Origin of the sequence: Roseburia sp. OF03-24 (genome assembly GCF_003463035.1) — a bacterium.
GTDB lineage: Bacteria > Bacillota > Clostridia > Lachnospirales > Lachnospiraceae > Roseburia > Roseburia rectibacter.
In genome coordinates, this window is sequence record NZ_QSCK01000014.1 from 1 (window position 1) to 22,878 (window position 22,878).

The 22,878-nt window shown below is 41.3% G+C and carries 16 protein-coding genes, 1 other RNA gene and 1 other annotated feature; of the genes, 2 read left to right on the top strand and 15 right to left on the bottom strand.

Features of this window, described 5'->3' with window-relative positions:
- Positions 1 to 116: 116 nt before the first annotated feature.
- Positions 117 to 1,805, bottom strand: coding sequence for an AAA family ATPase (locus DXA60_RS08690; RefSeq protein WP_117920882.1), 1,689 nt, complete (start codon positions 1,803 to 1,805; stop codon positions 117 to 119).
- A gap of 486 nt (positions 1,806 to 2,291) precedes the next feature.
- Here DXA60_RS08690 and DXA60_RS08695 point away from each other — a divergent pair, with 486 nt between their 5' ends.
- Complete coding sequence (locus DXA60_RS08695; RefSeq protein WP_117920883.1) at positions 2,292 to 4,256, top strand: right-handed parallel beta-helix repeat-containing protein; 1,965 nt, start codon at positions 2,292 to 2,294, stop codon at positions 4,254 to 4,256.
- A gap of 189 nt (positions 4,257 to 4,445) precedes the next feature.
- Here the strand turns inward: DXA60_RS08695 and DXA60_RS08700 are convergent, their stop codons facing one another.
- The 12 genes from DXA60_RS08700 to DXA60_RS08760 all read right to left on the bottom strand — a co-directional run bounded on the left by DXA60_RS08700 (position 4,446) and on the right by DXA60_RS08760 (position 18,985).
- On the bottom strand, positions 4,446 to 4,787 hold the full coding sequence (locus tag DXA60_RS08700) for a PilZ domain-containing protein (protein ID WP_117920884.1): 342 nt from the start codon (positions 4,785 to 4,787) through the stop codon (positions 4,446 to 4,448).
- Between the two features lie 31 nt (positions 4,788 to 4,818).
- On the bottom strand, positions 4,819 to 5,856 hold the full coding sequence (gene queA / locus DXA60_RS08705; RefSeq protein WP_117920885.1) for a tRNA preQ1(34) S-adenosylmethionine ribosyltransferase-isomerase QueA: 1,038 nt from the start codon (positions 5,854 to 5,856) through the stop codon (positions 4,819 to 4,821).
- 84 nt (positions 5,857 to 5,940) lie between these two features.
- A complete protein-coding gene (gene pheT / locus DXA60_RS08710) occupies positions 5,941 to 8,358 on the bottom strand; it encodes a phenylalanine--tRNA ligase subunit beta (RefSeq protein WP_117920886.1) in 2,418 nt (805 codons plus the stop codon).
- 25 nt (positions 8,359 to 8,383) lie between these two features.
- Positions 8,384 to 9,403, bottom strand: a complete 1,020-nt coding sequence (gene pheS / locus DXA60_RS08715; RefSeq protein ID WP_117920887.1) for a phenylalanine--tRNA ligase subunit alpha — start codon at positions 9,401 to 9,403, stop codon at positions 8,384 to 8,386.
- Between the two features lie 112 nt (positions 9,404 to 9,515).
- Positions 9,516 to 9,745, bottom strand: a binding site (T-box leader).
- Between the two features lie 43 nt (positions 9,746 to 9,788).
- Positions 9,789 to 10,646, bottom strand: a complete 858-nt coding sequence (locus DXA60_RS08720; protein WP_117920888.1) for a YihY/virulence factor BrkB family protein — start codon at positions 10,644 to 10,646, stop codon at positions 9,789 to 9,791.
- The gene (locus tag DXA60_RS08725; RefSeq protein ID WP_117920889.1) at positions 10,643 to 12,898 is read right to left on the bottom strand and encodes a SpoIID/LytB domain-containing protein; all 2,256 of its coding nucleotides are present in this window, start codon (positions 12,896 to 12,898) and stop codon (positions 10,643 to 10,645) included. The genes DXA60_RS08720 and DXA60_RS08725 overlap by 4 nt, the downstream gene beginning before the upstream one ends.
- A gap of 251 nt (positions 12,899 to 13,149) precedes the next feature.
- A non-coding RNA gene (gene ssrS / locus DXA60_RS08735) (6S RNA) lies at positions 13,150 to 13,342 on the bottom strand.
- A gap of 66 nt (positions 13,343 to 13,408) precedes the next feature.
- Positions 13,409 to 14,482: a 5' nucleotidase, NT5C type gene (locus DXA60_RS08740; protein WP_117920891.1), complete on the bottom strand. Its 1,074-nt coding sequence runs from the start codon at positions 14,480 to 14,482 to the stop codon at positions 13,409 to 13,411.
- A gap of 229 nt (positions 14,483 to 14,711) precedes the next feature.
- The gene (gene pckA / locus DXA60_RS08745) at positions 14,712 to 16,316 is read right to left on the bottom strand and encodes a phosphoenolpyruvate carboxykinase (ATP) (protein ID WP_117920892.1); all 1,605 of its coding nucleotides are present in this window, start codon (positions 16,314 to 16,316) and stop codon (positions 14,712 to 14,714) included.
- Between the two features lie 122 nt (positions 16,317 to 16,438).
- Positions 16,439 to 17,401 (bottom strand): methyl-accepting chemotaxis protein, encoded by a 963-nt coding sequence (locus tag DXA60_RS08750; protein ID WP_117920893.1) that lies wholly within the window; start codon positions 17,399 to 17,401, stop codon positions 16,439 to 16,441.
- A gap of 12 nt (positions 17,402 to 17,413) precedes the next feature.
- Entirely contained in the window at positions 17,414 to 18,466 is a 1,053-nt protein-coding gene (locus DXA60_RS08755) for an FIST signal transduction protein (protein WP_117920894.1), read from the bottom strand.
- 99 nt (positions 18,467 to 18,565) lie between these two features.
- Complete coding sequence (locus tag DXA60_RS08760; RefSeq protein WP_117920895.1) at positions 18,566 to 18,985, bottom strand: cytidine deaminase; 420 nt, start codon at positions 18,983 to 18,985, stop codon at positions 18,566 to 18,568.
- A 173-nt stretch (positions 18,986 to 19,158) separates the two neighbouring features.
- Here DXA60_RS08760 and DXA60_RS08765 point away from each other — a divergent pair, with 173 nt between their 5' ends.
- Positions 19,159 to 20,523, top strand: coding sequence for a citrate/2-methylcitrate synthase (locus DXA60_RS08765; protein WP_117920896.1), 1,365 nt, complete (start codon positions 19,159 to 19,161; stop codon positions 20,521 to 20,523).
- Between the two features lie 29 nt (positions 20,524 to 20,552).
- Here the strand turns inward: DXA60_RS08765 and DXA60_RS08770 are convergent, their stop codons facing one another.
- Together DXA60_RS08770 and DXA60_RS08775 are read right to left on the bottom strand one after the other, a co-directional pair.
- The gene (locus DXA60_RS08770) at positions 20,553 to 22,109 is read right to left on the bottom strand and encodes a sensor histidine kinase (protein WP_117920897.1); all 1,557 of its coding nucleotides are present in this window, start codon (positions 22,107 to 22,109) and stop codon (positions 20,553 to 20,555) included.
- Positions 22,099 to 22,773: a response regulator transcription factor gene (locus tag DXA60_RS08775; RefSeq protein WP_117920898.1), complete on the bottom strand. Its 675-nt coding sequence runs from the start codon at positions 22,771 to 22,773 to the stop codon at positions 22,099 to 22,101. The genes DXA60_RS08770 and DXA60_RS08775 overlap by 11 nt, the downstream gene beginning before the upstream one ends.
- Between the last annotated feature and the right edge of the window lie 105 nt (positions 22,774 to 22,878).

A 22,878-nucleotide genomic window follows, 5' to 3' on the forward strand; every position in this document is an offset into this window, starting at 1 on the left:
ATCAGAAAAATATAGTTGCTGACAGATACGGATGATTACGTACTTACGGTTGATCGTACGGCATTTTTTCTGCGCATGATAATGAAATATCTCATCCTGGCAGCATACATTCTATATTATTTTCCATCATACCAAACTTCACAGTCCTTCCGGTAAAAAGCAATCCCATAACAGTCAATTGTCTTATAACCTTCCTTTAAAAGTGCCTCTTTATATCCTTTCTGATAAATCTGACGCACCGCTTTCTCTGCATCATTTTCCAATTCATCAATTCCAGAAGACACTTTTACTTCTATAATAAATGCCCTGCCTCTGAGCGACGGACTTTTTACCATCAGATCATATCGTCTTTTCCCTGATTCACGGTTCGACTCAACAAGATAATTGCTGCTCTGGCTTAGAATCCCGGCAAGAAAACCATGATAAAAACTTTCCGCACTGTCATAATAACTGATTGTTACTAACAACTGTTCATTCAGAATCTCCTGCATACGCGCCGCGTTTCCCGTTTCCATCGCCTGATACAGATCATGGAAATCTGTTTTCTTTACTTTTTCCCGAAACCAGTTTTGTATTGTGGTCTTATAAATCATTTTCACTTCCTGATTCGGTATCCGGACTTTCAGAAAAATGATACCATCATCCATGTATTCATCTGTTTTAGTCAGATACCCGGTAAAAAACAGAAAATTCCATAAATTCACATCATTCTCATAAATATCCGTGTAAGTAATTTCCTCATGAACCGGAATATCCAATGTATTTCCTGCCAGAAGCGTCTCAATCTGCCCTTTTGTTTCCCTGTCGGCACGCAGTACAAGATTTTTTACAATATCGTTTGAACTGGTATTTACCCAGTACGGACGTGTGAATGCATTTTGATCCGCCACAAGATCATATAAAAACTTGATGACACTCCACGGGTTATATACTTCCCAGTTTCCGAAAGTATATCCATCATACCACTCTCTCATATCTGCAAAACGATCTTCCACACCATAGGAAATCATTGCCTGCTTTACTTCCTGCTCTGTAAATCCAAAATGTTCGCTGTACTGTTTATCCAGAATCGAAATACCGTTCAAATGATTCAAACCGGTAAAAATACTTTCTTTCGATATTCTAAGACAGCCTGTAATGACTGCAAACTGAAGATACGCATTTGTTTTTAACACAGATTCAAACAACGACCGGGTGAAGTCAATCATTTCATTATAAAATCCGGAAAAATATGCATTTTCTAACGGTACATCATATTCATCAACCAGAATGATCACTTTTCGCCCGGTCACCTGATAAAGCAGCCTGCTTAATGTCTTTAAAGAACCGGAATATACCTCCCTGTCCGCTTTTCCTGACGCAATTTCATAAAACAGAGTTCTGTCATCTTCTGAGATATTACCGCTCATTATCTGTTTCTCGTGTCTTTTAAATTCTTCAGAAATTTCTTCTTTCAGTTTAAAATAAGCTGCTTTAAAATTCCTTTGTTTTGCAGACTTTAATGTAAGAAAAATAACAGGATAACACCCCATCTGTGAAATATATTCTTCCCCTGCATTCATAATATTTAAGCCAGTAAATAATGCACGGTTTCTCACATTCTGCTCCGCATCTCCTGTATCTTCAAAAAAATACTGTAACATGCTCAGATTCAGCGTCTTGCCAAAACGTCTGGGGCGGGTAAACAGATTTACCTCGCCTTTCAGCTCTAATAGCTCTTTGATCAGCAGAGTTTTATCAATATAGTAATAATTTTCCTGAATTAATTTTTCGAAACTGTCAATTCCAACCGGTAATGGTCTCATGTCTGCTTCCCTTCTTTTTTAAAAAGTCCCCCGCCTTATGGCAAAGGACTTTTTATTACAACCGCTTGTTCTGTAATCATAGTATCAATTTCGGGTAGTAATATCAACTTTTCTTCGTTGTAATGACTACTTGAATTTTATCTGAAATTTTCACATCTTCAGTCTTTTAAACGATTCCATAACAGTCAAAAAGCTGTATCCCTGACGTTAATCAGGAATACAGCCTCTTGAGTTGAACTGTTTACATTATAAACTAGTTCATGGATACAAATATAGTTTAGCACACTTTTATAAAATCTACAATAGTAAATTTCATAAAATTCAAAAAAATTTTCAAATAACTTTTTTACTTTCAAAAAGGTATTCCAGCTTCTCTTCCACACAACCTTCTCTTTAAATTCACATAACTTCCAATCCCACTTCATCTAACCGTCACATTGCATCGGTAGAATACAGCTATCAACAAAAAAAGGAGTGAAAAACACTATGAAATATCAAAAAGCATTACTATGCATCGCACTGGCAGGAACACTGATTTTCTCTGGATGCGGCAGTACAAACAATAGTACAGACACCGACAATACCATAGGCACCTCTTCTTCGGTGGAAAGTACCGTAGAAGCGTCTACTGAAGATACCGATACAAAATCAGATGAAAATGCGATCATGGGAATGATTTCCGAAATTACCGACAGCACGATCACGGTTGCTACCATGCCGGGCGGTGGTCAGGGCGAAGCACAGGGTAATCCACCGGATGATAATAACGGCGGTGACAATGGTTCCGCTCCGGCTGACAAGCCTGATTCCGATAACAACGATCAGGGCAAAGCACCGGGCAATCCGCCGAGTGACAACAATGGCAGTGACAATAACTCTGCTCCGGCTGACAAACCTGACTCTGATGGCACAGAATCCACCGAAACCCCTGACAATCAGCCAAGTGGCGACAACAATTCTGCCCCTTCCGACAACGGCGGCGCACCAGATATGGGCAATATGTCAACCGAGACGATCAATCTGACCGACTCTACCATCTATTATGACAAAGATGGAAATGAAACCACACTTTCCACTTTATCAGAAGGTACTATGGTAACGATCACCTTAGATGATGATGGTAACGCTGCAACTGTAACGATCTCTGACAACACCGGCGGTCAGCCGGGAGGTAACACTCCAGGCGGAGGCGCTCCGGGAGGCAGCGCTTCCGCCCAGCCGGAATCTTACAATGCCGTAACCGAATATACGGAAGATACCGAAGTTTCCGATGAGACTTTCTCTTCCACTGGATCCGATGAAAATGCGGTTCTTGTTTCAAATGGCTCAAACGTTACTTTAAAAGATATCACATTAGACCGCACTTCCTCCGACAGTACCGGTGGCGATTCGTCCAGTTTTTACGGAGTAGGTGCGGGTCTTTTGGTAACTGACGGAACAGTAACCATAGACAATGCAACGATCACGACAGATTCTGCCGGTGGTGCAGGCATCTTTTCTTATGGTAACGGAAACGTTACGGTTTCTGACAGCACGATCACAACCACACAGGATACCTCCGGCGGTATTCATGTTGCAGGCGGTGGTACACTCACTGCCAAAAATCTGACCGTGACAACGAACGGCGAATCTTCTGCGGCAATCCGGAGTGACCGTGGAGGCGGAACCATGACGGTAGACGGTGGCAGCTATACCTCAAACGGAACCGGTTCTCCGGCTGTTTACTGTACTGCAGATATTTCTATCTCAAATGCAGCTTTAACTGCCAACGGATCCGAAGCAGTCTGTATCGAGGGCTTAAACTCCTTAAAATTAACAGACTGTGATCTGACCGGCAACATTCCAGAAAACGAGCAGAATGACTGTAACTGGACCGTCATCCTCTATCAGAGCATGTCCGGTGATTCCGAAGTCGGAAACAGTAATTTTTCCATGACAGGCGGCAGTCTGACTTCTGAAAACGGCGGTATGTTTTATACAACAAATACAGAAAGTACCTTTTATTTATCCGGTGTGGATTTAAACTATTCTGATTCCAATGATTTCCTGTTAAAATGTACCGGCAACAGCAATGCCAGAGGCTGGGGTTCTTCCGGTGCCAACGGTGCTGACTGCGAATTTACTGCAGATTCCCAGACCATGGCAGGAAAGATCATCTGGGACAGTATCAGCCAACTGGATGTTTCTCTTAAAAATAAAAGTACCTGGACAGGAAGTTTTGTTCAGGATGAAAGCAATGCCGGAAATGGAGGCGACGGTTATGCAGATCTGACGGTCGACAGCAGTTCCACCTGGATCGTTGATGGTGACAGCACTCTCTCCTCTTTAACCTGCAAGGGAACCATTACAGATGAGGATGGCAACACCGTTACCGTCAAAGGCTCTGATGGAACCACTTATGTGGAAGGTACAAGCGATTATACAATTACCATAAGTTCTTATGAAGCATAATTAATTTTATGACTTACAAATAAATTATTCGTATACCTATGCTTTCATAAATGATAGCTTATGGACGAAGAATGACAGACATAAAAAGAGCCAGACAGATCATCTTTATTTTAGGATGTGACCTATCTGGCTCTCTTCGATTTTTTGCATTTATCCTGTCATCAAAAGCATACTTCATCTCTTATACTTTTATGCTTCACGAAACACCTGATAAATATCAATTTTTATCGCATCCGTGTCGGACATGCCTATAAAAGTTGCTCCATATTTGTCTGTTCCATCCTCCAGTTTCTGTTTACGCACGATTTCGATGACCGCATCGAACACTTCTTTCGTCCATATCTGGATCTTAGTATTATAATATCCCCCAACTTCCAAAGGTTCGTTGGACAAAAAGCCGATTCCACCACGCGAAACATCCGTAACTTCGACCTGCGTATAATCATATGTCGTTGTTCCATCTTCTGTCAGACGTTCTAACTGGATGGAAACGTCGATCTTTAAACGTTTATGATGTCTTTTTTCTTCCATTCCATAATACTCCTTCTCTTTTGTAAATCACCTAAACTGTGGTATCTGTGATCAGCATAGCATCCCCAAAACTAAAGAAACGGTATTTTTCTTTTACCGCAATCTCATATGCGCTTAACACATGCTCTCTGCCTGCTAACGCAGAAACTAACATCACAAGTGTAGACTCCGGCAGATGGAAATTCGTGATCAGCGAATCAATGACTTTAAACTGATACCCCGGATAAATAAAAATCTCTGTCCATCCACTTGTCTCACGCAGGAAACCATTCTCATCCGAAGCTGCCTCCAAAGTACGTGTACTGGTAGTTCCTACTGCAATGACACGATGCCCGGTTTCCTTTGCATGATTGATCTTATCTGCCTGTGACTGCTCGATCCGGTAAAATTCAGAATGCATATGGTGTTTCAGAACATCTGTTTCTTTGACCGGACGAAAAGTACCGAGTCCCACATGAAGTGTTACTTCTGCAATCTCCACACCCATTTCCCGTACTTTATTTAAAAGCTCCGGTGTAAAATGGAGTCCTGCCGTCGGTGCGGCGGCGGAACCATCATATTTTGCATATACCGTCTGATAACGGTTTTTATCCTGAAGCTGATGTGTGATATAAGGCGGCAGCGGCATCTGTCCAAGCTGGTCTAGGATTTCCTCAAAAATCCCTTCATAATGAAACTGGATCAGCCGGTTTCCCTCTTCAACAATATCAATAACCTCACCGGTCAGCAGTCCTTCGCCAAAAATGATCTTTGTTCCAACCCTACATTTTTTTCCTGGTTTTACAAGGGTTTCCCAGATATCATTCTCTTTACGTTTTAATAAAAGAATCTCGATCTTTGCCTGTGTGCCCTCTTTTACTCCATAAAGTCTTGCAGGTATTACCTTCGTATTATTAATAACCAGACAATCTCCCGGTCTTAAATAATCTGTAATATCCTTAAAAACACGATGTGTCACTTCACCGGTATTTTTATCCAATACCATCAGCCGCGAACTGGAACGGTCCTCTAACGGGTCCTGTGCGATCAGTTCCTGTGGCAGGTCATAATAAAAATCTTTTACATCCATGATAATCCTCATTCAATATACTACAAATACCTGATCCGGCAGAAAACCGGATCAGGCACTACTTACATGCATATGCTTTTTGTTTTATTTTCTTAATTCAGCACCGACACGCTCAAGTGCATTTACAATCCTATCCATTGCACCGGTAATATCAGCATCCTCTAAGTTTCTGTCCTTTGCACGGAAAGATAAGGAATATGCGATTGATTTATATCCCGGTTTGATCTGTGCTCCCTCATAGATATCAAACAGATCATATTTCTCTAAGAACTGGCCGCCTTTTTCATCGAAGATCTTCTCGATATCGCCTGCAAGCACTTTCTTCGGAACAACCATGGAAATGTCTCTGGTTGCAGCCGGGAATTTAGCGATTCCTTCATACTTGTGGTCGAAAGATGCGCGGGATACGATCTCCGGCATATCAAGTACTGCAACATAAACGCGCTCTTTGATTGCATAATTTGCAGCAACCGTCGGATGAACCTCACCGAGATAACCGATCACAGTACCATCATAGACAACATTTGCCTGACGTCCCGGATGTAAGAACGGTTTTCCGGATTCTGGATCATATTCCGGTTTCAGCTTCATTCCTGCTTTGTAAAGGAACTCCTCGATCACACCCTTCATGGTAAAGAAGTCACCCTCTCCGTACATACCAAGTGTAAACTGCATGCGCTCTTCCGGCAGCTCTGTTACCGGTACCTGTTTCGGAAGATAAATATTTCCAAGTTCATACAGACGTACATTTTTATTTCTGCGGTTAAAGTTTGTGGAAAGTGAAGTCAGCATACCATTTAAGGAAACTGTCCTCATAATGGAGAAATCCTCTCCAAGCGGATTGCTGATCACAACTGCCTTACGGAGTGGGGAATCCTGCGGCAATAATAATTTATCGTATACTTTCGGACTCTCGAAGGAATAAGTCATACCCTGTGAAAATCCGCAGAACTCTGCGATTTCCCTTGCCACTGCCTCAATACGGAGTTTGAAGGTAAGTTTTCCTGTGGTAGCCTCACCGCTTGGTAATGTGGTCGGAATCTTGTCATAACCGAAGAATCTTGCCACTTCCTCTGCAAGGTCGGCGTCACACTCTAAGTCCTGTCTCCAGGATGGAACGATCACTTCATTAGAGGCCGGATCATAGCCTAAATCAATCTTTGAGAAATATGCGAGCATTGTCTCTTTGGCAATATCTGTTCCAAGAAGTTTGTTATATTTTTCCGGTTCAAATGGAATACGCTTATCCCCTTTGACATTCGGGTAAATATCCACAACGCCGCCGACAACTTCTCCGGCTCCAAGCTCCTCGATGAGCTGGCATGCACGGTTTATTGCTTCGATCGCTGTATTCGGATCTAATCCTTTTTCAAATTTTGCGGAAGCATCGGTACGCAGTCCGATCTTTCTTCCGGACAGACGAATGTTTGTTCCATCGAAACATGCAGCTTCAAACAACATTGTTTTTACATTGTCTGTAATCATGGAATTTTCTCCACCCATGATACCTGCAATGCCGATGGCTTTCTTTCCATCACAGATCATCAGTACAGAATCATCTAAAGTACGTTCCTGACCGTCTAATGTTACAAACTGCTCACCCTTTGCGGCACGTCTCACAACGATCTCTCTGTCCTCGATCGTATCAAGATCATAGGCATGCATTGGCTGACCATACTCTTCCATCACATAGTTTGTGATATCGACAATGTTATTGATCGGACGGATTCCCTGTGCACGCAGTCTGCGCTGCATCCATTCCGGTGACGGTGCGATCTTAATATTTTTTACAACTCTTGCGGTGTAACGGGAGCAGAGTTTGTCATCCTTTACAGATACTTTGATGTAATCGTTGACATCTTCATTGTTACCTGTTTCTGTCACAACCGGAGGAACAAATTCTTTTCCGAATGTAGCTGCTGCTTCTCTCGCAATACCAAGAATGGAAAAACAGTCTACACGGTTTGAAGTGATCTCATACTCAACAACCGTATCATTCAATCCCAGATAGCTTACTGCATTTTCTCCGACCGGAGCATCTTCCGGCAGAATATATAAACCATTTTCCGGTGCAAGCGGGAACATATCTCTGTTGGAACCGAGTTCCTCGATCGAGCACATCATACCATTTGATTCCACACCGCGCAGCTTTCCTTTTTTGATCTTGATGCCACCCTCTGTTTTGCTGCCGTCATGACCGCCTGCAACTTTTCCGCCATCTAATACGACCGGCACTTTGCAGCCTTCAGTTACATTTGGAGCTCCTGTTACGATCTGGATCGTCTCTGTTCCGATATCTACCTGACAGATGACAAGTTTATCTGCATCCGGATGTTTTTCAATACTCTTTACCTGTCCGATCACAATTTTATCAAGATCCTCATCCATGTTCTCATATCCTTCTACTTTAGAGCCGGATAAAGTCATGGCATCCATATATTCCTGTGGTGTACAGTCAAGACCAGGAACTAAGTCTTTGATCCACTTTAATGAAGTATTCATAATGCTATATTCTCCTATCTTTTTCCTAGAACTGATTTAAAAATCTCTGATCATTTTCATAGAGCAGACGCATATCGTCGATCTCATATTTGAGCAGTGCAATACGCTCTAATCCGATACCGAATGCAAATCCTGAGTATTCTTCCGGATCAATACCGCTCATGCGCAGTACACGCGGATGTACCATACCACAGCCTAAGATCTCGATCCAGCCTTCGCCTTTACAGAAACGGCATCCTTTACCGCCACATTTAAAACAGGTTACATCCATCTCTGCGGACGGTTCTGTAAATGGGAAGTGATGCGGACGGAATTTTACCTTTGTGTCCTGTCCGAATAACTGTTTTGCAAACTCTGCAAGTGTTCCCTTTAAATCAGAAAACGTAATGTTTTTGTCAACAACAAGTCCTTCGATCTGATGGAAAGACGGAGAATGTGTCGCATCTACCTCATCTGCACGGAATACACGGCCCGGTGCGATCATACGGATCGGGAGTTTTCCTTTCTCCATTTCACGGACCTGTACCGGAGATGTCTGTGTACGAAGCACGATCTTGTCATTGATATAGAATGTATCCTGCTCGTCTTTTGCCGGATGGTTTGCCGGGATATTAAGTGCCTCAAAGTTATAATAATCGTACTCTACTTCCGGTCCTTCTACTACTTCGTATCCCATTCCGGTAAAGATGCGCTCTACTTCTTCTAATGCGATCGTATTTGGATGACGGTGTCCGACATTATTTTTCTTTGCAGGAAGTGTCACATCAATAACTTCTCTGCGGAGTTTTGCATCTAACTCTGCTGCCTCTAATTTTTTCTTTGTTTCATCTAAGATCTTTTCAATGCTCTCTCTTGTCTCATTGACAAGCTGTCCGACTAATGGACGTTCTTCCGGACTGACATCTTTCATACTCTTCAATACGGCGGTCAGTTCTCCTTTTTTTCCAAGAACTGCAACACGCACATCATTCAATTTTGACAGATCGCCGGATGCCTCGATCTGACGGATCGCATCTTCTCTGATTTTCTGCAATTTTTCTTTCATGATAATCTCCATTCTGCATTATTTCTTTCAGATATTTGTCTTACAAATTATTTTTGTGACACAATTTCCTGTGATGGATTTGTTTCAGCAACAAAAAACGCGGAGTCATTCGTCCAGGGACGAATGATTCCGCGGTACCACCCTGATTCTTTCTGCCATAGTAGCTGGCAGGAAGCTCTTAACATGCGTAACGTGCATAAACGTCATCTGCTACTGTCATTTCACAAATGCGGCTCCCGTGCGAACTTCGATTCCTACCTTGTCTTAAATGGGTTTTCAGCCGGTGACCCATTCTCTCTGAAAGAATTATAGTGCACTACTAATCACGTTCAATGCCTTTTCTTTTTCACTCTGTATTGCATTGTAGCACAGGCAATTTATTAGTTCAAGAGTTTTTTCTTTTTTTCTTCTCTTTATCTTTGAGCAGCCACTTCCGGATACTGTCATTGAAAATAACGTTTACTTCCGCCGACATCATCATGATATACATGCAGAAATAAAGCCACAACATGATAAGTGCGATCGTTGTCAGGCTTCCATACATGGAAAAACCATTAAAATAATCCACATATATAGATACACCAATAGAAAAAACATACCATGCCACTCCGCAGATCGCAGCTCCCGGAAGCTGGCTTTTAAAGGTCAGCTTTTTATTCGGCAGTGCAGTGAAGATTATATCAAAGAAAAGGATCAGCATTGCTAACATGACCAGACCTCGAAAATGTGACAGCAGATCCACAGCATGCCGCAGTAACGGAATATACTGCGATGCCAGTTTCTGAAGCGAATTTCCAAAAATAATTACAAGCAGCGTAAATATAATCGCGATCACAAACACTACTGTATAAACGACTGCCCAGAGGCGCAGCACAAACCAGTTTCTTGTCTCTTCAAGGTCATTGACAGAATTAAGTCCATCGGTCATATATTGTACTCCCTTTGCTGCAGACCAGATAGCCGCAATCGCTGTAATGGAAATAATGCCCACAGATCTGTTATACACCTCATCAATCAGGGAAATAAGAAACGGTGCTATGTATTCCGGCATAACTCTTTCTATAATTTTTAAAAGTGTCCCCTCCGTCACAGATGTATACTGTAACAGGGACGAAAAAACCATGAGAAACGGAATCAGCGATAATATAATAAAAAAAGCTGACTGCGCAGAATATGCGTTGATCTTATCCCGTTTACATTTTCCCATAAATGACATGACATTTCCTATAATCTTCCAGATCATAATGTCTTTTTTCCTTCCATCTCTCCGATTGTCTCTATTTTAATATCCCGATAAAAATAATTTAAGATATCCAGATAATTCATACCGGCTTTTGCCATTCCATTTGCGCCATTCTGGCTCATGCCAAGTCCATGACCATAACCCCCGCCGGATAACAGATAGGTTCCGTCTTCCTGCTTTTCGATCGTTGAAAATGCACTTGGCAGCATCGTCATATTTTCTGATTCCGTTGCATCTGCATAGACTATTTTTTCGATCATACAGCCAAGAATCTTACGAATATTGTATTCTGTCTTTACTTTTACAACACCATGTTCATAAGTAAGATTCAATGTAAGGATCGAACCGGAACCACTTCTTGCTTCCACTGACATTCCGGTAATGTCTCCCATTTTCTTTCCGGCATCAGAAACATCCATCTCTGTTGTGCCGTCAGATTCATAATATAACACATTTTGGGGTGAAATGGAATGTCTTGCTGATAAGATCTCATTTACCTGTTCCGTTTTATCCGATAAATCTGCTGTTGCAGACCACCTGTAATAACGGATATCACAATCATATCCATCCGCGTTGCCCTTAATATACCGGGTAAATGTTGTTTCATCCGATAAGTCCATCCCGGCATCCGTCTGATTTAAACATGTTTTTTTCAGATATCCATAATCAGCAGGATCATCCACATTCCAGATTTCTGCCGTATCTGTATACCCCATTGATGTAGAGAAATAATATGCCTCCACAACCTTTCCCATCCAGGTCATCACCTGATCACATGTTGCATCGACAGCCGCAACGGACTCCTTGGTCTGCTCCACTTTATTGTAAACCTGATAAGACGTACTGTCATTGATATGCGCTCCGTATGCCGCAAGATCTGCCCGCATAAGCTGTATATAAGCGTAACTGCGCGCACATACCGCCTGTGCCTTTAATGCCTCTGCCGAAAAATTTGACGGCATTTCACTTGGCACAACCGCAGATAAATATTCTTCTAATGGCAGCTCATTCACGACCGTATACCCATTCTCTGTATTTCTCACCTCGATCGTTCCAAAATAGCCATTTGACGTAGCTGTCCCATTCTGGTCACACAGATAGATCCGTCCATCTTCCATTTCCGGCTTCAAAACATAAGTTTTTCCAGAGGTATCTGCCAATGCATCCGCAGGGTGAAGAAGTTCATCCGGTTCTGTATTTTTTGTTTCATCGCCACAGGTCACTACAGCTTTCGCAGAACATTTTAAATATATATCTTTCCGGACATTTGTACCATCATCCGCTAAAAGAAGAACCCGGATATTTTTTATATCAGCAGGCTGTAGAATAAGGATCGCACAGACTTCCTTCCCTGCTGTCACATAAGCAACATCCATGTTACCTAAAACAACATCCGATATCGATTTTTCAGACACATCGCCATAAGTCTGATAAACCGGAAGTTTTCCATTATGGTGGATTCTTCCATAATCTTCTATCTCAATCTCAGAATCATCATAAGACAACATCTGCCCCTGTATAAAATCCTGTTTTGTCTTGATTGCAGTAAGCGTACCATCCGTAAATACGAGGTCACAGACTCCCGGTTCGCAGGATATCTGATCATCGTTCAATTCTATTTCATAAACTGCACCGGCAAATAAAAAACAGATTTGTTCCCTCTGGCAGGATTTTAAATATACATTCTCGACCGTTTGTCCCTGTCTGGATACCTGTGCAATGCCAATGCACTGATTCTCTCTTATATAAATCTCATATGCCATCCAGTTTGTAAAATATGTATTTTGTAATCTGGTATAATAGTCACCCTGATTCGTTACAAGAACCGTCTGATCATCCAGCTCCAGACTATTTAACACAAGCATAGACTCTTTTGTCACGCTCTGTTCCATATCAAGAAATCCAAGTATCTGCTCATATATCTGATTCCATTCTGTACGCGGGATGGCTGAGTTTTTTCTTTTTACCACAAAATCAATCTGTTCTGAAACACCCAGTTTTTTTAACAGTTCATCCAGCACTGACTGTGTCAGATACTCCTGTTTCCTGCCTGAAAACCAGTCATCCCATTCATCCTTTGAATACACGGTAAAAGCCAGTTCCTGTTTTACTTCATCAATACTGATATAATCTTCCGAAAAAACTTCCGGATCATAATTCTCTTTCAGTTTGTTTATAAGTACACCTATAAAAACACAAATTAAAACTCCCAGTATGACTGCTGAAATTTTAGGTATATTTCTTTTTTTCACGTTGAGCCCCGTTTCTGCACCAAATACATATAATTTCTGTCATTTTATTGCACAAAAGAAGCTGCTTATATTTCAAAGCAGCTTCCCTGATCTTTTGTCCGAAAACAAAAGTTCTTTTGTATTTTAAATATTCTTTTGTATAGCAGATCTTTTTCATCTGTATGCCAAATATTCTTCTGTACATCAAATTTTCTTTTGTACTCTTCATCTCTTCTGTACTAAAAAATCTTCTGTACCTTATGATCTTTTGTCAAAAACCCAAAATGCCGTTTCCTACGTTTTTGACTCCTAGCGACCGCTAGGTGGGTAACCGCACGCTGGTTTCTGTCTTCCACTGCTCACGTACCGAAGTACTGATGGCTTGACATCTGCCTTCGAATATAAGAATCCCATAAAAGTAAATGTAGGTTCAAAAATGTAGGGTGTCGCACATCCCAGGCCGTTTTTGATAGTCTTATTATACTTTAATATGCCCCATTTCGCAACTATTAATTAGTGCCAAATTTTGTTTTACTTTCTATCTATTTTCTCTATTGACAAAAGCATCCTTACCTGTTCAATAGCTTCTTCCATATTATCTGTCCGTATAGAGAAGTCACAGAGTTCTTCATTGTCAATTTCATTTTCCAATGATAATAGACGGTACATTTTTTCCTGATTACTGATAGTTTTTTCTAAAATATTGGAAATCATTTTTTCACGACTGCTCCTGCAAAACAATATGGCTGTTGAAAACAATCGTTTCATAGCTATTGCACCACCGATATCAAGCGGCACGATCGGATTAATCCCATCTTCGATCATTTTTGCAATATCAGACGCCAGGATACCATATTTATTTCCGGCATACACGGTTACTGTTACAAAATCATTTTTTTTATTTTTAAACTCTTCAGCCGAAAGTCTCTGATGGAACCCATCTGCTGTTCCTGTCGTATACGAATGAACAATCTTTCCTGCTCCCGCTTTTTCTAACCTTTTGGCAAGTTCATTTTTGCCGGAACCGGACGGTCCGACCAATGCTATCACAGACGGAAATGAAACCGGCTTTTTATCTAACAGCATTGACTCTTTGATCTGATCTATTAACTGCAAAAATTCCCCATAATGATTTACAGATAGAATGCCGCTAAGTGAATCATTCCATGGGCGGCGCATTAAAACCGGATATTTAGCACAACTTTTAAGAATATTATGCGGTCCATCATCTAACGTAACATCAAAACGAACCAGCGATTTCTGGAATCCCATAATAATATTCTGTTCCGGAAAATCAGGAAATGCTGTCAGAATCTGTTCTGCGCGCAGGCTCATAAACTGCGGTGCAATTGCTGTAATAATATATACTTTCCCTTTTTTCTGCAGTTCATGTATGAAATTTTTGGCTTCATCCGTCACTGTCTGCATACGATAAATCCGTTCGTCCTGATAGTACTGCTTGATGATCGATGCCTTACCGACATTTTCCCATGAATTGATATCTTCTAATTTCAGATTCAAGGCATGTTCCTTATTTGCAAGCGTAATTGCATGTGTATTCAGATCAGAAATCACATCATCCCAGTCAATTCCATAAGTCAGCATAAATATCCTCCTATTTTTTACTGCAAGAAAGAATCCTGCTTTACAGGATTCTCCGCCTGCGGCGGGTTGCTCCAGCGACATAATTCCACTCCGACGCAGTGCAATCCTGCCCGGAGGGCTTTTTAATTCATAGGACGTAATTTCCTATGAATTAAAAAATCGGGTGTGAACCAAGTCACACCCGATCGTCATTCATAACAATAAGTCTGCTCGCAAAGCGTGCACTTTATTATTTCTGAGGACCTGCAGAAACTAATGCTTTACCAGCATCGTTTCCTTCGTATTTAGCAAAGTTCTTGATGAATCTGTCAGCAAGATCTTTTGCTTTTGTCTCCCACTCAGATGCATCTGCATATGTGTCACGTGGATCAAGAATACCAGAATCTACACCAGGAAGCTCTGTCGGAACCTCAAAATTGAACATTGGGATTTTCTTTGTCGGAGCTTTAAGAATATCACCAGAAAGGATAGCGTCGATGATTCCTCTTGTATCCTTGATTGTGATTCTCTTTCCTGTTCCATTCCATCCTGTGTTAACAAGATATGCTTTTGCTCCACTCTTCTCCATCTTCTTAACAAGCTCTTCTGCATATTTTGTAGGATGCAGCTCTAAGAATGCCTGTCCGAAGCAAGCTGAGAAAGTAGGTGTCGGCTCTGTGATTCCACGCTCTGTACCAGCAAGTTTTGCTGTAAATCCAGACAGGAAGTAGTACTGTGTCTGCTCTGGTGTCAGGATAGATACTGGAGGAAGTACTCCGAATGCATCTGCTGATAAGAAGATTACATTCTTTGCAGCCGGTGCAGATGATACAGGTTTAACAATATTGGTAATGTGGTTGATCGGGTAAGATACACGAGTGTTCTCTGTAACGCTCTTGTCATCAAAATCAATCTTTCCGTTTGCATCAACAGTAACGTTCTCTAACAGTGCGTTACGTTTGATTGCATTGTAGATATCCGGCTCAGACTCTTTGTCAAGACCGATAACCTTTGCATAGCATCCACCCTCGAAGTTGAATACACCGTTGTCATCCCAGCCGTGCTCATCATCACCGATTAAGAGACGTTTCGGATCTGTAGAAAGTGTTGTCTTTCCTGTTCCGGAAAGTCCGAAGAAGATTGCTGTATTCTCGCCGTTCATATCAGCGTTTGCTGAACAGTGCATGGAAGCGATGCCTTTAAGTGGGAGATAGTAGTTCATCATAGAGAACATACCTTTCTTCATCTCTCCACCGTACCATGTATTGACGATAACCTGCTCTTTGGATGTAATGTTGAATGCAACACATGTCTCTGAGTTAAGACCTAACTCTTTGTAGTTCTCAACTTTTGCTTTTGAAGCATTGTATACGATAAAGTCCGGCTCAAAGTTCTCAAATTCTTCTGCTGTTGGCTTGATGAACATGTTTGTTACGAAATGAGCCTGCCATGCAACCTCAACGATGAAACGAACTGCCATACGTGTATCTTTGTTTGCTCCACAGAAAGCATCTACTACGAACAGTCTCTTGTTTGAAAGTTCTTTCTTTGCAAGATCTTTCACTGCTGCCCATGTTTCCTCTGACATAGGATGGTTATCGTTTGGATATTCTTTTGAATTCCACCATACAGTGTCTTTTGAATTCTCGTCCATAACGATATATTTATCTTTCGGGGAACGTCCTGTATAGATACCAGTCATAACGTTAACTGTACCAAGTTCTGTTTCCTTACCAACCTCATAACCCTCAAGACCTGCTTTGGTCTCTTCCTCGAATAACATCTCGTAAGAAGGATTGTGAACGATCTCTGTTACTCCGGTAATGCCATACTTGCTTAAATCGATATTTGCCATTGCTCTTTAACCTCTTTCCTTTAAAATAATCAGGGTATTTTTTAAAAAATTCCGCTAATATAAATATACACAATGTTATTTTTTTGTCAATCAGTTTTTGTAAAATAATGTCACCCTTTTTTTTATTCTCCGGCTGTAAAATTCTTCTGTTCTAACTCTTTTGCAATCGGTGTGATCTGCACCAGTAAATTCTCCATATTTTCGAACATGGTACTCTTTTGTGTTCCAAGATCATTTGCCCGCTCTATATGCATGCGAACTGTATCATACTCTGCCTTTTCCCGCTCAAGCGAACGGTTTACATCGGCAAGTTTTTCCCTTGAATCATCAAGCACGCCTGCAATCTCCTGCTGTACCTGGTCTGCTCCGCTTGCAGCCGCCGTAATACGGTCAAACACCTCATATGTCTCATCTGCACTCTCTAAGCTTTTCCCGAGTGACTCTTTCGATGTAGCAATGCTCTGGTTTAAATTTTCCGTATCCTGTTCCACTTCCACAATGCTTCCATCTACGGTGCTGACAAGGCTTTTGATCTCACTGGCGAGATTCTTTACTTCCTCTGCAACAACGGCAAATCCTTTTCCCTGCTCCCCGGCACGCGCCGCCTCAATGGATGCGTTCAATGCAAGCATATTGGTCTGGTTGGCAATTGAGATGATCTGTCCCATACATTCTTTGATTTTCTGCACGGATGCCTGGAAATCTTCGAATGTGCGCTGGATCTCATCAAAATGTTCCTGTACTTCCCCTGAACTCTCCTTTAAGCCACCGACTTTCTGCTGTGCCTCTTCCACCGATTTTGTAATATCTTCTCGCACACCGGCAAACTGTCCTGACGTTTCGCCAACTGTTTCAAACGTTTCATGAAAAGAGCCAAGCTTCTCTTTGAGCTGTTCATTTTCCTCTAAAACCGCCTGAAATGCATTCTGGATTTCCTGTAATTCATCCAGAGATCTTACCTCTGTCTGTGAAAGTTTTTTCTGGTAGTCAAGCAGACTTTCAGACACATGTATTACCGGATGCAGATTTAATTTTTCTTCTGTCTGACTCACCTGTTCTTTTATCTCTTTTTTGAATTGAAACATTCTCTCTCCCCCTTACTCAAATACAACACACGACATGGTCTGATTTACAAACTGGCTGTTATAATGTTCCCCAAAACCAACTAAACCTGCATGCATACCAAGTGTCCCCATTGTCTTTAAATACTGATCCATATAATGCTCCTGGGAGAAGAATAGATAACGGAAAATGCAATTTACGGAAAAAACACCAGAAATCCTTGCAAAATCACCTTTGATCTGCCGCACCGTCTCTTCCACGATGGAAGGATAATCATTCGTCTCAAGCAGATAAAGCACATCGGAATCATTGACCTGACGATAGCAGCCCAATGCATTTCCCGCTACTTCTTTGATTGAGATAATACAGATATCCTGCCCGTTCTTTTTACCGATCGGGTTTTTAAAAGTCTGGTTTACAATATCCTGTTCCCGGATACCAAGTGTATCTTCATAGACCTGTTTTGCCGGCTTTCCGTTTAGTTCCCCGACTGTGTATTTACTGCGATCTGTTTTTGATGCAATAAAGCGGTATTGTGGAAGCGGATAATAAATATTTTCCTTGTAAACCCTGACTTTACCTCCGGTATTTTTCACAAATGCAAAAGCATCTGCATCTTCATATACCTTTCCATTTACGGAAACTTTTCCACCATCCCCTGTTCCACCTGTCAGTGAAATTTTCTTTTTTTCCAGAATACTGTACATGGTCGTAAGAACCGCCGCATCATTTCCTGTACAAAAATCAATACAGACAGTATTTTCAGATGACGCATTTATCTTCTGTAAAGCCTTTTCGACCCTGCTGATATATTTGACCGGCATGATGGATGCCTGCTCTAATACGTCTGTCACAGCCTCTACACCTTCAAACGCTGTTACACTGACACCTTTTTCCGTCACACCTGTCTGGTAACTCATTCCGATGCATCCAATGCTCGGTACACCCGGATATAATTCTTCCAGTTCAGCTGCATGAGCTTCAAGCTGCTCTGCATTTGACATCAGGATCAAAAATGCCGGATTCCCCAACCCCCGTACAGCTTCTTTTAAATTTCCACTGGAACTTGTTCCATAACTCTCTTTCATCTGTTTGTCTCTCCTTTATCTTTTCTGTTTCAGATTCCAAACATATCTGTAAAAATTATCCTATTTCCTGTGCTGTCTGTCAAGTTTATCAGCTATATTTTACAACTCTTTTCCGGTTGCTTTTGTGATATCCTTCTTTGTAAATGCTCCAGGCAGCAACTCTTCCAATGTAAATATCTTATAATCATCCGGTGTGTTCACAAGAATCACCTGAAATGTTTCCGGATCACAAAACTCTGCCATGACCTGCCGGCATACCCCACATGGATAAAGATAGTCATCTGCGTCCCCGTTGATCGCAATCGCAGTAAATTCTTTTTGCCCTTCTGATACAGCTTTAAAAAAAGCTGTCCGCTCTGCACAGTTTGTCGGTGTATAGGCAGCATTTTCTATATTACATCCCCGGTATATTTTTCCATCTTTTGTAAGCAGGGCAGCTCCTACCCTGAAATGTGAATACGGTGTATAAGCAAATTCTTTTGCCGCTATTGATTCCTGTGCCAGTTTCTTTATATCCATTTTTGTTTCCTCTCTTTAAATGTGTTAAGTCATCTGTTTATATTTTACCTGAAAAACTCTTTCATGAAAAGTTTTTTTAGAAAACTCTTGTGTCATAAGAAATACTTATGATATGATAAGTAAAAATACTTTAATGTTATAAAGTAATAAATCAAAAAATACGGAGGATTATTATGACTGCCAATCGTTTCTGCGAAATTACCCCGGAATTACAGCATCTGTCAAAGCTCAGCGAACAGTGTGCCAGAATTGATCCTGCTCTCTATACAAAATACGATGTTAAACGTGGTCTGCGCGATATTAATGGTAAAGGTGTTTTAGTCGGTCTTACAGAAATATCTGATGTCTGTTCCACAAAAATGATCGACGGTGAAATGCGCCCGGCAGATGGTGAACTTTATTACCGTGGTTACAATGTCAAAGATATTATTGACGGCACATCGGAAAACAGCCACTTTGGTTTCGAAGAATGTACTTATCTGCTTCTTTTTGGAAAACTTCCCACCAAAACAGAACTGATGGAATTTACAAAAATGCTCAGTGAATACCGTACGCTTCCTACCAGTTTTGTCCGCGATATTATCATGAAAGCTCCAAGCAAAGATATGATGAATACGCTTGCAAGGAGTGTTCTTACGCTCTATTCCTATGACGATCTTGCTGATGATATATCGCTTCCAAATGTACTGCGGCAATGTTTACAGCTTATCAGCCTGTTTCCGCTTCTTTCCGTATATGGTTATCAGGCTTATAAACATTATCATGATGGTGCAAGCCTTTTTATTCATCCACCAAAAGCCGAATATTCCACTGCAGAAAACATTCTGCATATTCTGCGTCCGGACAGCCAGTTTACACCTTTAGAGGCAAAACTTTTAGATACAGCGCTGATTCTTCATATGGAGCACGGAGGTGGAAATAACTCCACTTTTACCACACATCTGGTATCTTCATCCGGAACAGATACTTATTCTGTGATCGCCGCTTCCTTAGGTTCCTTAAAAGGTCCAAAGCACGGTGGTGCCAACATCAAAGTTGTCCGCATGTTTGAAGACATGAAAGCAAACCTCTCCGACTGGAATGACGAAGAGGAAATCAGCCGCTATCTGAGAGCTTTATTACATAAAGAGGCTTTTGACCATGCCGGTCTGATCTATGGTATGGGGCATGCGGTATATTCTCTTTCTGATCCTCGTGCACGCATTTTCCGTTCATTTGTAGAAAAACTGTCTGCCGAAAAAGGCTATGAAAAAGAATTCGCTCTCTATGATGCTGTATCACGATTAGCACCAAAGATCATCGCAGATGAACGTCAGATCTATAAAGGTGTCAGTCCAAATGTCGATTTTTATAGCGGCTTTGCTTACAGTATGTTAGGACTTCCAGTGGAACTTTATACTCCGATCTTTGCGATTGCCAGGATTGCCGGATGGAGTGCCCACCGTCTTGAAGAAGTTGCCATCAACGGTAAGATCATGCGTCCTGCTTATAAAAATATTGGTGAACATAAAGAATATATTCCAATGGAAAAACGCTGACCGGAAAGTCAGCGTTTTTCTCAATTCTGCTATTTTTCTATTGGAAGCTCAAACCAGAATGTTGATCCACATCCGGGGGTGCTCTCCACACCATATCTGGCATGATGAAGTTCCAGAATATTTTTTACGATGGAAAGGCCCAGACCCGTTCCCATTACAGCGCGCCTGTGTGTTTTATCCACTTTATAATAGCGATCCCACACATAAGGAAGTGCATCTTCTGCAATACCTTCTCCGCTGTCTGTCACTTCTATCCGAACATAATCCTGTAAAATTTTCTGACGCACCCACACTGTTTTATCTTTTCCGGTATAATTGACCGCATTGTTGATCAGATTATAGATCACCTGATATATCTTGTATTCATCCGCCTTTACCAGAACTTTTCTGTCATATTCAAAATGTATGCAGTAACCATCCTGCTCTTTCAGTTTATTATAGCGTTCAAGAACAGATTCGATACTTTCCGTCAGATTGTATTCGGTATCATTTTTTTCCATAACACCAGCCTGAAGTTTTGATATATCAAGCATGTCATTTACAAGGTTTGTCAGTCGTCCGGCTTCATCGATCACCACCTGGACGTTTTCCGGTGAGTTTTCTCCCGGAAGGTCCCGCATCACCTCTGCATAGGCAATGATCATCGTAAGAGGCGTTCTTAAATCATGTGATACGTTTGCAATCAATTCCCTCCGCAGAGACTCATTTTTGCCAAGTTCTTTCGCTGTTGCATTGAGCGTATCTGAAAGTTCTGCTACTTCACGATAATCTTTTCCATCAAAACGTACATCAAAATCTCCCTTTGCAAGTGCTTTCGCTGACTCATTGATCCGGATCAGTGACTTTGATATCTGCCTGGATAACAAAAGAGCAATTCCAAGTGAAAGCAAAATCATAATAACCGTGATCCATACCAGCTCAATACGCAGTGTATTGACTGTTGCATCCACCGGTGTCAGTTGTGTATTGACCATCAGAATATATTCCTGACCTTTACACTCCACTGCTTTCACATAGATCACACTCTTAATGCGCTCCTGTCCCCGTTTTTGTAAAAAGCCATGAAAAACACGTTCATTTCCGTTTTCGGTTCCATCTTCTGTGGCAGGTTCTAACGGTTCTTTTTCATCCCTCAGTAAATCTTCTTCTACATTTTCAGGTTTTTTCATGTTATCATCCCAGAACTCCGGGTTGATCCCACCTTCGTATTCTACCTTAAATATACCGCCATGTTCTTTTGCCTGTTCATAATAATATTGTATCTGCTCTGACGGCATATCTGTGAGTCTTGAATTTACAATATACTCTGCGCTGTATATTTCATTCCCCTGTATATCTGTTACATATACCGCCATGTTATTTTTGGCTGCAATATCATGGATCATGGTATCTTTATCTTCTTCGTCTGATGTTAATATTCCTGCAGCCACTGATGTAACCTGTTCTGCTTCCCTGCTTTTGATCATGGTATAAAATGAATCCAGATAACAGATCTGGATCAGCCATAATACAACAAGAAGTATTCCTGTAAATATGAGCAGATAAGTAAATACCCTCCACTTAATACTGATTTTTTCATGCTTCAAACCGGTATCCCACCCCTCTTAGTGTCACTAAAAATTTGCGGTATTCCCCAAGGCTGCTCCTCAAAAGTTTGATATGGGTATCTAATGTTCTGTCATCTCCATAATAATCATATCCCCATACCTCTGTGATCAGCTTCTCACGATCAAGTGCAATATTACGGTTTCTCACCAGATAAAACAAAAGTTCATATTCTTTTGGTGACATTTCGACACGTTTTCCGTCTACGGTCACAGTCCGTCCCGTAAAATCAATAATCAGACCTTCCGCCTGAAAAATTTCATGTCCGTTTCTTACATCTTTTTTATTGTTTCTGCTGATCACAACTTTCACACGCATCATCAGTTCACGTGGAGAAAACGGTTTTACCACATAATCATCGATTCCAAGTTCAAATCCGTGAATCTTGTCATATTCTTCACCGCGTGCCGATAGCATAATAACAGGAATTTCTTTGAATTTGCGGATTTCCCGGCAGGTTGAAAACCCATCCAGTTCCGGCATCATTACATCTAGTATGATCAGGTCAAAATCTTCTTTCCGGCAAATTTCGACTGCTTCCATCCCATCATGTGCCTCTGTGATCTCATACCCTTCAAATTCTCCATATTTCCGGATGATCGCACGGATCTTATCTTCATCGTCTACAACTAAAATGCGTTCCATAACGTCTCATTTCCTCCCACAAACTGACTTTTTTCTGTTCATTACTATAACCGGCTTATGTGACGGCTGTGTGACTATCATCTGTATCTTGTGAAAATATGCTCT